The organism is Paenibacillus tritici, assembly GCF_018207515.1.
GTDB classification, from domain to species: Bacteria; Bacillota; Bacilli; order Paenibacillales; family Paenibacillaceae; genus Paenibacillus_AQ; species Paenibacillus_AQ tritici.
The window spans coordinates 74321-88967 of the sequence record NZ_CP073365.1 but is presented as its reverse complement, the minus strand read 5'-3'; the positions used below and the strand labels follow the sequence as shown (position 1 = coordinate 88967).

Here is a 14647-nt window from a genome sequence, read left to right as displayed (position 1 = left end):
GATGTCCTTATATGCAGTTCTATAGATCGGCTGCCATACTGTCCTCTACCATATCGGCAAAATATTGATGCAGCCTGTAATCATCAGTCAGTTCCGGGTGAAACGAGCAGACCAGCAGATTGCCCTGGCGTGCCGTTACAATCTCATCGTTATAGAGGGTAAGGACCTCTACGTCCGGGCCCACTCCCTGAATGAGCGGAGCGCGGATGAATACCGCCCGCACCGGTTCAGCGATCCCTTTAACCTCCAGGTCACATTCAAAGCTTTCCCGCTGGCGGCCAAAGGCATTCCTGGCCACGGTAATATCCATCAGCTCCAGATGACCGGGTTCCCCTCCGGCAATCTGCTTCGCAAGGACAATCATACCGGCGCAGGTGCCAAAAACCGGCTTGCCCTGCCCCGCAAACTCGCGGATAGCTTCTATGAAGCCGTATTTGCGCATCAGCTTGCCGATGGTGGTACTCTCGCCGCCGGGAATGATCAGGCCCTCTACCTCGTTAAGCTCCTCTATACGCTTAATAGGCATGCCCTGCGCGCCGGTCTTCTCTATACTGACAATATGCTCGGTTACAGCGCCCTGAAGCGCCAACACTCCAATTCTCATCCGAAGCCTTCTCTCTATTAACGGCCGCGTTCCGACATACGTTCAGCCGGGGTCAGCGTGGCGATATCAATCCCCTTCATCGGAGCGCCCAGATTCTTGGACACTTCAGCGATCAGCTTATAATCGGTAAAGTGGGTGGTCGCTTCTACGATGGCACGGGCGAACTTCTCAGGATTGTCCGATTTAAAAATACCCGAGCCGACAAACACGCCGTCAGCACCCAGGTGCATCATAAGCGCGGCATCCGCAGGCGTAGCTACACCACCAGCAGCGAAGTTAACGACAGGCAATTTGCCAAGCTGATGAACTTCCAGCAGCAGCTCATACGGAACACCCAGCGTCTTAGCTTCATTATATAGCTCATCCAGCGAGAGGCCTGTCACCTTGCGGATCTGGCTGTTAATGTGGCGCATATGGCGGACGGCTTCGACGATGTTACCCGTTCCCGGCTCGCCCTTGGTACGGATCATGGAGGCTCCTTCGTTAATCCGGCGCAGAGCTTCTCCAAGGTCTTTGGCTCCGCATACGAAAGGAACTGTGAATTCACGTTTGTTGATATGGAACACTTCATCGGCAGGAGTAAGAACTTCGCTCTCATCGAGGTAATCCACACCCAGGGATTCCAGTACCTTGGCTTCCACATAGTGGCCAATGCGGGCTTTAGCCATCACAGGAATGCTCACTACCTTGATAACCTCTTCTACAATAGTAGGATCAGCCATACGTGCTACACCGCCTGCTGCGCGGATATCGGAAGGTACACGCTCCAGGGCCATAACGGCTACTGCGCCTGCGGCCTCGGCAATTTTTGCCTGCTCCGCATTCATGACGTCCATAATGACGCCGCCTTTTTGCATTTCTGCCATACCTCTTTTGACTCGCGAAGTTCCTGTTTCCATATCTTAGCCTCCCGAAAGATCTGTCCTAATCTAACATGTAATTCTACCGCAAGGCGGTAATATATACAACCTATTTACTGGGATTTTGCCGCTCAAGCAGTCCTGGCCTCCAAATCGGTTAGAACAAGTTCTTAATTCCTTTAAACAAGTCGCCGAAAAAATTCCCGATTGCTCTCAGCAGCAGCTTGAACCAGCCCGCCTTCTCTGCTTCCTCGGCGGTAATCAGATTAACCGTCTTCTCTTGGGCCTGAGACATTCCCTCGATCTGGTACGTGTAAGTGACCTTACCTACTTTGCTGGCTCCAGCAATCGGAGCGACCAGAGTAGCCGGATCATTCGTTACCACTGTAGTTTTGATCTTCGGCGATACTGTACCCTTCGGTACCATGAACGTTACTCCGGCATCGGTAACCACGGGCACTTCTTTGTTCTTGCCCTTCAGCACAGGCACGGTTTCCGTTCCCTCAATCACTGCCTTAGGTGCAACTACCTGCTTAATCTCGAAGTTGTTGAACCCGAAATCAAGCACCTTCTTCGTCTCGGTGAAGCGGTGTGCTTCCGAGTTGGCGCCCATCACAACGCTGATCAGACGCATGCCGTCCCGTACCGCCGTCCCCGTGAAGCAGTTCCCGGCGCTGGAGGTATGACCGGTCTTCAACCCGTCAAGACCCGGGTAAGCGTAAGCCTTGAAGTTAGGGATATTCTTGTTCGCTTCCAGCATCCAGTTATAGTTAACCATCGGCTTCGAGTCACGTTCACGGAATTTATAAGACTGAATCGTTGTGAACTCCGTGAAATCCGGGTGGTCGGTTACAATGAACTTAGCGAGCAGAGCTGCATCCATAGCAGACATTAAGGTCTCGCCTTCGGCTTCCGGGCGGAATTTCTCCGGCATATCCGCACGGTCAAGACCTGTGGAGTTGATGAAATGAGCAGTCTTCATTCCCATTTTCTTCGCAGTTTCGTTCATCATGGTGACGAATTCCTGCTCAGAACCTGCGACCAGCTCCGCCAAAGCTACTGTAGCGTCATTGGCTGAGCCAACGGCCATGGCTATGTAGAGTTCTTTAACTGTATGTTCATCGCCTGCGGCCAGGAAGATCCGCGATCCGATCTGCTTCGACGCATTCTCCTGAATAACAACCTTCTGATCCCAGGAGATCTTTCCGTTCTTCACTGCATCGGACACAAGGTATTCCGTCATCATCTTCGTCATACTTGCCGGAGGCAAGGGCTCGTCCGCATTCAAAGATAATAGGATTTCCCCCGTAGTCGGCTCTATCAATACTGCGGATTTCAACTTCAGTCCTAGTGAATCTACGGTTGGAATCTTGGCTACTTCCGTTTTGGCGGGAGTCTTCGCTGGCGCTTTAGTCCCGGCCTCAGTGGTTGCCGGTTTATTTACCGCCTCTGCCATCGCAGAAGCCGCTGGAAATGCTAACATATTTAAAAGCAGACCTACTGTCGCTGTCTTGATCACCATTTGTTTACCGCTTAGTTTTCGCTTGTACTTCAATGATTACGACTCTCCTTTAATCCTCAGATCAGTGCTTGTTCTATTCTAACACAGGGGTATCTGCAAAAAAAGACAGACAGGACGAATTCGTCCCGTCTGTCCGCAAAATAAACGATTCTATCCAGCTTACAGAGAATAGTTCGGCGCTTCTTTGGTGATCTGCACATCATGCGGATGGCTCTCACGCAGTCCCGCACCGGTAATACGGATAAATGAGGTATCATTGCGCAGTTCTTCTAAGGTCTTCGTGCCGCAGTATCCCATCCCGGAACGCAAACCGCCGATCAGCTGATGCACAGTATCCGACAAGAGTCCTTTAAAAGCAACACGCCCCTCAATCCCCTCAGGAACGAGCTTCTTGTCATCATCCTGGAAGTAACGGTCTTTGCTTCCCTGCTTCATCGCGCTCATGCTGCCCATGCCTCTGTATACTTTGTATTTACGGCCCTGATAGATTTCCGACTCTCCGGGGCTCTCATCCGTACCGGCAAACAGGCTGCCCATCATAACTGCCGAGGCACCAGCGGCAATAGCCTTGGTAATCTCACCGGAGTACTTAATTCCTCCGTCCGCAATAACTGGAATACCGTATTCACGTGCGACTGTCGCACAATCGTAGATGGCTGTCACCTGTGGAACGCCGATCCCGGCAATAACACGGGTTGTACAGATCGAGCCAGGACCAATACCAACCTTGATTACGGAAGCTCCGGCTTCAATCAATTCGCGGGTAGCTTCACCAGTAGCCACATTACCGGCCACAATGGTAAGATCCGGGTACAATTCGCGCAGCTTGCGGACAGCATCAATAATATTGATATGGTGCCCGTGTGCAGAGTCCACCGTGATAAGGTCCACACCGGCTTTTACCAACGCTTCTGTACGTTCAAAAGTATCCTTGGAGATACCGATCGCCGCTCCAACCAGCAGACGTCCTTGAGCATCCTTGGCGCCGTTAGGGAACTGGATGGCTTTCTCTATATCTTTAATGGTAATGAGGCCTTTGAGGATATTATGATCGTCTACCAGCGGCAGCTTCTCAATCTTGTGGCGCTGAAGAATGCCCTTCGCTTCCTGAAGAGTCGTTCCTACAGCAGCAGTAACCAGATTCTCATGCGTCATTACATCTTTGATCTGGATATTGAAATTGTGGATGAAACGCAGATCGCGGTTCGTCAAAATCCCTACCAGCTTACCGCCTTCATCTACGATCGGCACACCGGAAATGCGGTATTTGCCCATCAGAACTTCTGCATCGGATACCCAGTGGTCTGGCGTAAGTGAGAATGGATTGGTAATAACCCCGCTCTCGGAGCGCTTCACACGGTCCACCTCTTCCGCCTGCTGCTCTACGGGCATATTCTTATGAATAATGCCGATCCCGCCCTCACGGGCAATCGCAATCGCCATAGCAGCTTCCGTGACTGTGTCCATACCTGCACTCATCAAAGGGATGTTCAGCTTCACATTCTTGCTAAGTACAGTGGTCAGATCCACTTCCTTGGGCAGTACCTCGGATTTACGCGGAACCAGCAGCACATCATCAAAAGTGAATCCCTCTTTACCAAACTTATCTTCCCACACCTGGGTCATTCCTCCTCAAAATATTCTTTTCTCTACCCGCCCGCCAACTTATGAATAAAGAAACTCCGGCATCAAGTCCATACCCGAAAGACAGCGGTAAAGACCTGGGAGTTATACATAAATAGTGTCTTCTGTTAAGGTTTGAGATGCTTGTCCAAAAATATATTAGAGCTATCTTAGCAAAGGGCATTTGGCCTGTCAAGAATATTACACTGCTCTATGAAGGGATTCAGCGATCTAGCCCCCGGTAAGCGAATTCTTGGACTAAAGTCCGTGTACGGTGGACAATCCCCCTGCAAATTCCATTTACTAACACTTCAAGCACTAATATCTTATTTGTGCAAAAGAGTACACAAAAAAGCCATTGTCGATGACTCAACAATGGCTTGATGCGCTTGGCAACGTCCTACTCTCCCAGGACCCTTCGGTCCAAGTACCATCGGCGCTGGAGGGCTTAACGGTCGTGTTCGGGATGGGTACGCGTGGAACCCCTCCGCTATCGCCACCAAACATGCGTCTGTGAAACAGACGCTGCCGCTTGAAATTCGGTTTATCACAGATGTGTGAATGAATTTCATGGCGTACAGGCTTGATCGCCTGAAAACTGAATCCGAAACGAATTTGTGTGTTAGTGTATTTGGATAAGCCCTCGACCGATTAGTATTGGTCAGCTCCATGCATTGCTGCACTTCCACCTCCAACCTATCTACCTCGTCGTCTTCAAGGGGTCTTACTAATTGGGAAATCTCATCTTGAGGGGGGCTTCACGCTTAGATGCTTTCAGCGCTTATCCCGTCCGTACGTAGCTACTCAGCCATGCTCCTGGCGGAACAACTGATGCACCAGCGGTACGTCCATCCCGGTCCTCTCGTACTAAGGACAGCTCCTCTCAAATTTCCTGCGCCCACGACAGATAGGGACCGAACTGTCTCACGACGTTCTGAACCCAGCTCGCGTACCGCTTTAATGGGCGAACAGCCCAACCCTTGGGACCTACTTCAGCCCCAGGATGCGATGAGCCGACATCGAGGTGCCAAACCTCCCCGTCGATGTGGACTCTTGGGGGAGATAAGCCTGTTATCCCCAGGGTAGCTTTTATCCGTTGAGCGATGGCCCTTCCATGCGGTACCACCGGATCACTAAGTCCGACTTTCGTCCCTGCTCGACTTGTAGGTCTCGCAGTCAAGCTCCCTTATGCCTTTGCACTCTGCGAATGATTTCCAACCATTCTGAGGGAACCTTTGAACGCCTCCGTTACTCTTTAGGAGGCGACCGCCCCAGTCAAACTGCCCGCCTGACACGGTCCCCGTACCCGATGAGGGCACCAGGTTAGAACCTAGATACGATCAGGGTGGTATCCCAACGGCGCCTCCGCAGAAGCTTGCGCTCCTGCCTCACCGGCTCCCACCTATCCTGTACAGATCGTACCCAAATTCAATATCAAGCTGCAGTAAAGCTCCATGGGGTCTTTCCGTCTTGTCGCGGGTAACCTGCATCTTCACAGGTATTAAAATTTCACCGGATCTCTCGTTGAGACAGCGCCCAAGTCGTTACGCCATTCGTGCGGGTCAGAATTTACCTGACAAGGAATTTCGCTACCTTAGGACCGTTATAGTTACGGCCGCCGTTTACTGGGGCTTCGGTTCACAGCTTCGGGTTGCCCCTAACCACTCCCCTTAACCTTCCAGCACCGGGCAGGCGTCAGCCCGTATACTTCGCCTTACGGCTTCGCACAGACCTGTGTTTTTGCTAAACAGTCGCTTGGGCCTTTTCACTGCGGCCCCCTCGGGCTATTCACCCTACCGAGGCACCTCTTCTCCCGAAGTTACGAGGTCATTTTGCCGAGTTCCTTAACGAGAGTTCTTCCGCGCGCCTTAGAATTCTCTTCTCGCCTACCTGTGTCGGTTTGCGGTACGGGCACCTTCTCCTGGCTAGAGGCTTTTCTTGGCAGTGTGAGATCATGACCTTCGCTACTATAATTTTCGCTCCCCATCACAGCCCAGCCTTAGTAATGTGCGGATTTGCCTACACATCAGCCTCACTGCTTAGACGGACATCCATCAGTCCGCGTCACTACCCTCCTGCGTCACCCCATCGCTCATAGCGGATTACGGTGGTACAGTAATTTCAAACTGTTGTCCTTCGACTACGCCTGTCGGCCTCGCCTTAGGTCCCGACTTACCCTGAGCGGACGAGCCTTCCTCAGGAAACCTTGGGCTTTCGGCGGATCAGATTCTCACTGATCTTTTCGTTACTCATACCGGCATTCTCACTTGTGTAGTGTCCAGCGCTCCTTACGGTACACCTTCAACCCCTACACAACGCTCCCCTACCCCAGATGCAAAGCATCTAGCCATAGCTTCGGTGGTGTGTTTAGCCCCGTTACATTTTCGGCGCAGAGTCACTCGACCAGTGAGCTATTACGCACTCTTTCAATGGTGGCTGCTTCTAAGCCAACATCCTGGTTGTCTGTGCAACTCCACATCCTTTCCCACTTAACACACACTTGGGGACCTTAGCTGATGGTCTGGGCTGTTTCCCTTTTGACAATGGATCTTAGCACTCACTGTCTGACTCCCGGCAAGAAGTAAATGGCATTCGGAGTTTGACTGAGCTTGGTAACCCTTGCGGGCCCCGCACCCAATCAGTGCTCTACCTCCACCACTCCATTCACCGAGGCTAGCCCTAAAGCTATTTCGGGGAGAACCAGCTATCTCCGAGTTCGATTGGAATTTCTCCGCTACCCCCACCTCATCCCCGCATTTTTCAACATGCGTGGGTTCGGGCCTCCAGTGCGTGTTACCGCACCTTCACCCTGGACAGGGGTAGATCACACGGTTTCGGGTCTACGTCCACATACTCAATCGCCCTATTCAGACTCGCTTTCGCTGCGGCTCCGGCTTCTCACCTTAACCTTGCATGTTAAACGTAACTCGCCGGTTCATTCTACAAAAGGCACGCCATCACCCATAAAAAGGGCTCTGACTTTTTGTAAGCACACGGTTTCAGGTTCTATTTCACTCCCCTTCCGGGGTGCTTTTCACCTTTCCCTCACGGTACTGTTTCACTATCGGTCGCCAGGTAGTATTTAGCCTTAGCAGATGGTCCTGCTGGATTCATACGGGGTTTCACGTGCCCCGCACTACTCGGGATCCGTCTCGGAGAGAACACCATTTCGGCTACAGGGCTTTTACCTCTATCGCGGGCCTTTCCAGACCTCTTCGCCTACCATATTCCTTTGTAACTCCATGTGAGACGTCCCACAACCCCAAGGGGCAAGCCCCTTGGTTTAGGCTGTTCCGCGTTCGCTCGCCGCTACTGACGGAATCACTATTGTTTTCTCTTCCTCAGGGTACTTAGATGTTTCAGTTCCCCTGGTCTGCCTCTGCATTTCCTATGTATTCAGAAATGAGTAACTGCGAATTACCACAGCTGGGTTTCCCCATTCGGACACCCCCGGATCAAAGCTTGCTTACAGCTCCCCGAGGCAGTTTCGTTGTTCGCCACGTCCTTCGTCGGCTCCTGGCGCCTAGGCATCCTCCGTGTGCTCTTATTAGCTTAACCAACGCTCCGATGTTTGGCTGATTTGCTCATCTTGTTTTGAATGCTGTTCATGGATTGCTCCATTCACCAACACATTCAAAGCCAAAGGTCGCTTCATCATCCAAAATCTTCGCTTAGCATCACTATAATATTGAAACTTGTTTACACAAGTTCAGCTTAAAGGAATGTTCTAAAACGCAAATTCGTTTCGGTATCCAGTTTTCAAGGATCAAGGTAAAGATGAGAGCTTCAACTCTCAAAACTGACCAACGAGTGAGTGTTCGAACCCAAGGGTTCACTTGTGGAAGCTTAGCTTCCGATTTGAATGTCTCCATTGCAGGAAACGATTCTCCATAGAAAGGAGGTGATCCAGCCGCACCTTCCGATACGGCTACCTTGTTACGACTTCACCCCAATCATCTACCCCACCTTCGGCGGCTGGCTCCCTTGCGGGTTACCCCACCGACTTCGGGTGTTGTAAACTCTCGTGGTGTGACGGGCGGTGTGTACAAGACCCGGGAACGTATTCACCGCGGCATGCTGATCCGCGATTACTAGCAATTCCGACTTCATGCAGGCGAGTTGCAGCCTGCAATCCGAACTGAGACCGGCTTTGCTGGGATTGGCTCCACCTCGCGGTTTCGCTTCCCGTTGTACCGGCCATTGTAGTACGTGTGTAGCCCAGGTCATAAGGGGCATGATGATTTGACGTCATCCCCACCTTCCTCCGGTTTGTCACCGGCAGTCACTCTAGAGTGCCCAGCTTCACCTGCTGGCAACTAAAGTCAAGGGTTGCGCTCGTTGCGGGACTTAACCCAACATCTCACGACACGAGCTGACGACAACCATGCACCACCTGTCTCCGATGCTCCGAAGAGGGGCACTATCTCTAATGCTTTCATCGGGATGTCAAGACCTGGTAAGGTTCTTCGCGTTGCTTCGAATTAAACCACATACTCCACTGCTTGTGCGGGTCCCCGTCAATTCCTTTGAGTTTCAGTCTTGCGACCGTACTCCCCAGGCGGAGTGCTTACTGTGTTAACTTCGGCACCAAGGGTATCGAAACCCCTAACACCTAGCACTCATCGTTTACGGCGTGGACTACCAGGGTATCTAATCCTGTTTGCTCCCCACGCTTTCGCGCCTCAGCGTCAGTTACAGCCCAGAAAGTCGCCTTCGCCACTGGTGTTCCTCCACATATCTACGCATTTCACCGCTACACGTGGAATTCCACTTTCCTCTTCTGTACTCAAGTTACCCAGTTTCCAGTGCGACCTCAGGTTGAGCCCAAGGTTTAAACACCAGACTTAAATAACCGCCTGCGCGCGCTTTACGCCCAATAATTCCGGACAACGCTTGCCCCCTACGTATTACCGCGGCTGCTGGCACGTAGTTAGCCGGGGCTTTCTTCTCAGGTACCGTCACTCCGGCAGCAGTTACTCTACCGGACGTTCTTCCCTGGCAACAGAGCTTTACGATCCGAAAACCTTCATCACTCACGCGGCATTGCTCCGTCAGGCTTGCGCCCATTGCGGAAGATTCCCTACTGCTGCCTCCCGTAGGAGTCTGGGCCGTGTCTCAGTCCCAGTGTGGCCGTTCACCCTCTCAGGTCGGCTACGCATCGTCGCCTTGGTGAGCCGTTACCTCACCAACTAGCTAATGCGCCGCAGGCCCATCCCCAAGTGGCAGATTGCTCCGCCTTTCATTCTCTCTTCAGGAGAGGAAAGAAATTATCCGGTATTAGCTACCGTTTCCGGTAGTTATCCCAGTCTTGAGGGCAGGTTGCCTACGTGTTACTCACCCGTCCGCCGCTAAGTTAATCCGGAGCAAGCTCCTTCATAACTCCGCTCGACTTGCATGTATTAGGCATGCCGCCAGCGTTCGTCCTGAGCCAGGATCAAACTCTCCAATTAGTATTAGAAAGAGCGATTGCTCATTTTGAAACATCTGACGAGAATTTACATTCTCACGATGAGATTTCTAAAGCGTCAAGACGCTGTGAAATTCATCATTTTTGGATCTCACCGAAGTGATTTCCGATACTCACTCGTTGTTCAGTTTTCAAAGATCAAGCTCGTTGTCAGCGCCGCTTACCGCGTCACCAGCAACTCTTATAATATATCACATCCAACCGATCAATGCAAGCTCTTTTTTTCAACTTCTTGTTCGAGCTCGGCGTTGATGTTTTGCGGCCAGAAATAGAATATATCATGAATAGATATTCATTGCAAGCATTATTTTGAAACAAGCCTGTTATACATGTCAACCAGACTGCCAAGGAAACCGCCGGAGCAGTTCCCTTGAATATAAGGTCTGGATTCATAATTGAACTTACTCTTTATTACGCATATGAGGGAACAACAATACGTCACGGATAGACGCGGAATTGGTAAGCAGCATGATCAGACGGTCTACGCCGATTCCAAGGCCCCCTGTAGGCGGCATACCATACTCCAGCGCACGGATGAAATCATCATCCATCTCATGGGCTTCATCATTGCCTTGCTCTTTCTCATGAATCTGGGCCTCGAAGCGCTGACGCTGGTCAATCGGATCATTCAGCTCACTGAAAGCATTGGCATGCTCGCGGGCTACAATAAACAGCTCGAACCGGTCGGTGAAGCGCGGGTCCTCTTCGTTCTTTTTGGCAAGCGGTGAAATCTCTACCGGATGTCCCATTACGAATGTCGGCTGGATCAGGGTCTCTTCCACGAACTGCTCGAAGAACGCATTAAGAATATGTCCGAAGGTCATGTGCTTCTCCACCGGTACCCGGTGTTCCTTAGCCAATGCCTGTGCTTCTTCATTCGTCATATGAACTCCGAAGTCTACTCCGGTTACTTCCTTGACAGCGTCCACCATGGTGACGCGGCGCCAGCCCGGAGACAGATCGACTTCCTGCCCTTGATAATTAATCACCTGGGAGCCAAGCACCTCTCCGGCGATGTGAGCGATCAGGCTCTCGGTCAGATGCATAATGTCCTTGTAATCCGCATACGCTTCATACAGCTCAATCATCGTGAATTCCGGATTATGGCGCGTGGAGATGCCTTCGTTACGGTAGACGCGGCCGATCTCATAGACCTTCTCCAAACCGCCGACAATCAGACGCTTCAGGTGCAGCTCGATGGCAATCCGCATATAGAGCTGCATGTCCAGTGTATTGTGGTGGGTAATAAACGGACGGGCTGCTGCTCCGCCTGCAATCGAGTGCAGTGTAGGAGTCTCTACCTCAAGATAGCCCAGCGAGTCCAGATAACGGCGCATCGACTGGATAATCCGCGAACGCATAATGAAGGTCTGCTGAACCTCAGGGTTAATAATCAGGTCTACATAACGCTGACGGTAGCGGAGCTCCACATCCTTCAGCCCATGATATTTCTCGGGAAGCGGAAGCAGGGACTTGGACAGCACCTCAAGGTTATCCACTTTAATAGAGGTCTCGCCGGTCTTAGTCTTGAACAAGGTTCCCCGGATACCGACGATATCGCCAAGGTCGAGGATCGTGAATGCTGCGTACTGGGACTCAGGAATACTGTCCTGACGCACATAGATCTGGATTTTGCCGCTGAGGTCCTGGATGTGCGAGAAGCTTGCTTTGCCCATTACCCGTTTAGCCATAATACGCCCGGCCACACTTACTTCCAGCGCCAGCTCGTCCAGCTCTTCTTTGGTCTGTCCGTCATATTTGGCCAGAAGATCGCCGGCAGCAGCCGTACGCTCATACTTCTTGCCGAACGGGTCGATCCCGAGTGCACGGAGCTCGTCCAGCTTACCCCGGCGGATCTGCAGCAATTCACTTAATTCATTCTCTGTAGTTTCCATGTTGTTGATTTCTTCCGTCATGTTCTTCATCCTCTCTTACTCACGTATACAAAAGAAGAAACGGCTCCGCCCAACCTGAGGACAGTCCGTTCCGGTACAAAATATAAGCTGTATGTGTTCACCCATATTTTACGGCTGGCATTCATATCTTTTGAAAAAAGCTCCCCTAAGGAAGCTTTCGGAACCATCTTACTTCATTTTGATATCAAGAATTTTATATTGAATGACGCCTGCAGGGACACTAACATCCACAATCGTACCAATCTTCTTGCCCATGATCGCTCTGCCTACAGGGCTCTCATTGGAAATTTTATTATTGAGCGGATCGGATTCAGCAGTACCCACAATGGTGTACTCCATCACGTCGCCATACTCCATATCTTCAACGTTCACAGTTACTCCGATGCTGACCACATCTGTCACAATCTCATCACTGTTAATGATACGCGCATTGCGGAGCATCTTCTCCAAAGTAAGAACCCGTCCCTCAATGAAGGCCTGTTCATTCTTCGCATCTTCATATTCCGAGTTTTCACTGATATCACCATAGCCGATGGCTACTTTGATACGTTCCGCTACCTCGCGGCGTTTAACGGATTTGAGGGTCTCCAGTTCTTCTTCCAGACGCTTAAGTCCGTCCGGTGTAAGGATGACTTCTTTATCGCTCATCTCAACCGATTCTCCTGTCGTATACATTTATTGAAAACACCATACTATATGCGAATCCGGAGGGATCAGAACCCTCCTTCACCATTGCTCCTGCTGTAACGGCGATTTTATACTGTGAAATTATATTGGAACCGCTACAAAATGTCAATGACGCCCCATATAATGTTTAGCGATACTCAATAAAGCACACAGGAACGGGGCTTATTTCCAGCAGATTGTGGGGATCACACGGCGAAAAGGGCACTATCCGCGCCTTCCTGCTCCTCGTCCTGCTTAAGCTGACCGACAAAATCATTCAAAATCCGCACCATCTCATCACGCTTCGTTTCTTCCATAATAATGTCCTTCACACGGGCCGCCGCCTTAAAGCCTTTCAAATACCAGGCCAGGTGCTTGCGCATCTCGCGGACAGCCACTGCTTCACCCCTCAGAGCAATCAGACGGTCCATATGAAGAATAGCGACCTTGATCTTCTCTTCGGCGCTTGGCTCAGGCTTCAGCTCACCCGTACTCAAATATTGAATCGTCCGGTACAGCATCCAAGGGTTACCCAGCGCTCCACGTCCGATCATCACACCGTCGCAGCCGGTCTGGTCCAGCATGGCCCGCGCATCCTCCGGTGTATTCACATCGCCGTTGCCGATGACCGGAATAGATACCGCCTGCTTCGCCATGCGGATATAATTCCAGTCGGCACGCCCTGTGTAGAGCTGCTCACGGGTCCGCCCGTGTACACTGACCGCCTGGCCTCCGGCCCGTTCCACCGCACGAGCGTTCTCTTCAACGAAGATATGCTCGCTGTCCCAGCCGATCCGCATCTTCACGGTTACCGGTTTATCGACAGCATCCACTACAGCGGATACCATCTCGTAGATTTTGTCCGGATTCAGCAGCCAGCGCGCCCCGGCATCACATTTCGTCACCTTCGGCACCGGACAGCCCATATTGATGTCGATGATATCGGCGTTCGTCTCTTTGTCGACAATGATGGCAGCAGCCACCAGCGATTCCCGGTCTCCGCCAAAAATCTGCAGACTCAGCGGCTTCTCGCGCTCATCTACAAACAACATCTCCCGGGTACGCGCATTGCCATGCACAATAGCTTTGCCGCTGACCATCTCCGCACAGACAAGTCCGGTCCCGAATTCCTTGGCAATCAGGCGAAACGCTGGGTTGCAGACGCCGGCCATAGGTGCCAGCACAACCTGATTTTTCATTTCAATATCACCGATCTTCAGCATATCCCATCACTTCCCCCAATAGATTGTGTATCGTTCTGTCCCTGTCATGGTGCCGGATGGGCCAATTCCTCAACCGTTATTTCAAGAAAGTCCGCAATTTTATTTAAAATTTGATCTTCCAAACGTCTGTTGCCCCGCTCTACTGCCCCAAGCACAGCAAGTGATATTCCGACAGAATCCGCCAGCTCCTGCTGAGTGTAGCCCTTCAGCTTCCGGAATGCTCTGACCCGCATTCCCATACGTTTGTTGTCCACAAGCGAATTCCTTCCTTTCCGTCTATGTCTTGCAGCGCTGTTGTAATTAACCCACGGAATCCGGAAGACTCTTCGTTCTGTGTAATGATGTCGCTCAGCGGCAGAAGGACAAACGCCCGCTCCAGCATCCTGGGATGAGGCAGCGTTAAATCCGGCGTATCCAGGGTCATTCCCTCTACCCACAGCAAATCCAAATCTACCGTTCTCGGTCCATAACGGATATCACGGACACGGCCTAACTGATTCTCTGTCTCCAGCATCACCTGAAGCAGTACTTCAGGCGCCAGTGTGGTACGCAGGACAGCCGCCATGTTAAGAAACTGAGGCTGGTCCAGATAACCGACAGGCTCCGTCTCATAGACACGGGAGGTGCGCACAACGTCAATCTCTTCATGCATCTCCAGCCGGTGCAAGGCTTCTCTCAAGGTGCCTTGACGGTCACCCAGGTTGGCCCCTAAAGCAATATAAGCCTCTGATGCCTCAGAGGTGGAATGTCTGCTCATAAAGTCTGT

General features: G+C 51.5%; 9 protein-coding genes and 3 rRNA genes. All 12 read right to left on the bottom strand.

Features of this window, described 5'->3' with window-relative positions; genetic code table 11:
* Positions 1–19: 19 nt before the first annotated feature.
* Positions 20–604, bottom strand: coding sequence for a pyridoxal 5'-phosphate synthase glutaminase subunit PdxT (gene pdxT / locus KDC22_RS00410; protein WP_173141052.1), 585 nt, complete (start codon positions 602–604; stop codon positions 20–22).
* Between the two features lie 17 nt (positions 605–621).
* A complete protein-coding gene (gene pdxS, locus KDC22_RS00405; RefSeq protein ID WP_173141050.1) occupies positions 622–1503 on the bottom strand; it encodes a pyridoxal 5'-phosphate synthase lyase subunit PdxS in 882 nt (293 codons plus the stop codon).
* A gap of 118 nt (positions 1504–1621) precedes the next feature.
* Positions 1622–2986, bottom strand: a complete 1365-nt coding sequence (locus KDC22_RS00400; RefSeq protein WP_173141129.1) for a D-alanyl-D-alanine carboxypeptidase family protein — start codon at positions 2984–2986, stop codon at positions 1622–1624.
* Between the two features lie 159 nt (positions 2987–3145).
* Entirely contained in the window at positions 3146–4603 is a 1458-nt protein-coding gene (gene guaB, locus KDC22_RS00395; RefSeq protein ID WP_173141048.1) for an IMP dehydrogenase, read from the bottom strand.
* Between the two features lie 393 nt (positions 4604–4996).
* Positions 4997–5113: ribosomal RNA gene (gene rrf, locus KDC22_RS00390) — 5S ribosomal RNA — on the bottom strand.
* Positions 5114–5240: 127 nt separating this feature from the next.
* Positions 5241–8167: ribosomal RNA gene (locus KDC22_RS00385) — 23S ribosomal RNA — on the bottom strand.
* Between the two features lie 336 nt (positions 8168–8503).
* A 16S ribosomal RNA gene (locus tag KDC22_RS00380) occupies positions 8504–10059 on the bottom strand.
* Together the 16S, 23S and 5S rRNA genes form the textbook arrangement of a ribosomal RNA operon.
* Positions 10060–10477: 418 nt before the next feature.
* Positions 10478–11992 (bottom strand): lysine--tRNA ligase, encoded by a 1515-nt coding sequence (lysS, locus tag KDC22_RS00375; RefSeq protein WP_211721729.1) that lies wholly within the window; start codon positions 11990–11992, stop codon positions 10478–10480.
* A 168-nt stretch (positions 11993–12160) separates the two neighbouring features.
* Positions 12161–12640, bottom strand: coding sequence for a transcription elongation factor GreA (gene greA / locus KDC22_RS00370; RefSeq protein WP_173140761.1), 480 nt, complete (start codon positions 12638–12640; stop codon positions 12161–12163).
* A 224-nt stretch (positions 12641–12864) separates the two neighbouring features.
* Complete coding sequence (dusB, locus tag KDC22_RS00365; RefSeq protein ID WP_211721728.1) at positions 12865–13881, bottom strand: tRNA dihydrouridine synthase DusB; 1017 nt, start codon at positions 13879–13881, stop codon at positions 12865–12867.
* A 44-nt stretch (positions 13882–13925) separates the two neighbouring features.
* The gene (locus tag KDC22_RS00360; protein WP_173140757.1) at positions 13926–14135 is read right to left on the bottom strand and encodes a helix-turn-helix transcriptional regulator; all 210 of its coding nucleotides are present in this window, start codon (positions 14133–14135) and stop codon (positions 13926–13928) included.
* Complete coding sequence (gene folK, locus KDC22_RS00355; protein ID WP_211721727.1) at positions 14087–14638, bottom strand: 2-amino-4-hydroxy-6-hydroxymethyldihydropteridine diphosphokinase; 552 nt, start codon at positions 14636–14638, stop codon at positions 14087–14089. The genes KDC22_RS00360 and folK overlap by 49 nt, the downstream gene beginning before the upstream one ends.
* Positions 14639–14647 lie beyond the last annotated feature (9 nt).

Bases quoted from the DNA above. Each gene is read 5' to 3' on its own strand.
- pdxT (WP_173141052.1), bottom strand. From the start codon at position 604: ATGAGAATTGGAGTGTTGGCGCTTCAGGGCGCTGTAACCGAGCATATT.
- pdxS (WP_173141050.1), bottom strand. From the start codon at position 1,503: ATGGAAACAGGAACTTCGCGAGTCAAAAGAGGTATGGCAGAAATGCAA.
- KDC22_RS00400 (WP_173141129.1), bottom strand. From the start codon at position 2,986: ATGGTGATCAAGACAGCGACAGTAGGTCTGCTTTTAAATATGTTAGCA.
- lysS (WP_211721729.1), bottom strand. From the start codon at position 11,992: ATGACGGAAGAAATCAACAACATGGAAACTACAGAGAATGAATTAAGT.
- greA (WP_173140761.1), bottom strand. From the start codon at position 12,640: ATGAGCGATAAAGAAGTCATCCTTACACCGGACGGACTTAAGCGTCTG.
- dusB (WP_211721728.1), bottom strand. From the start codon at position 13,881: ATGCTGAAGATCGGTGATATTGAAATGAAAAATCAGGTTGTGCTGGCA.
- folK (WP_211721727.1), bottom strand. From the start codon at position 14,638: ATGAGCAGACATTCCACCTCTGAGGCATCAGAGGCTTATATTGCTTTA.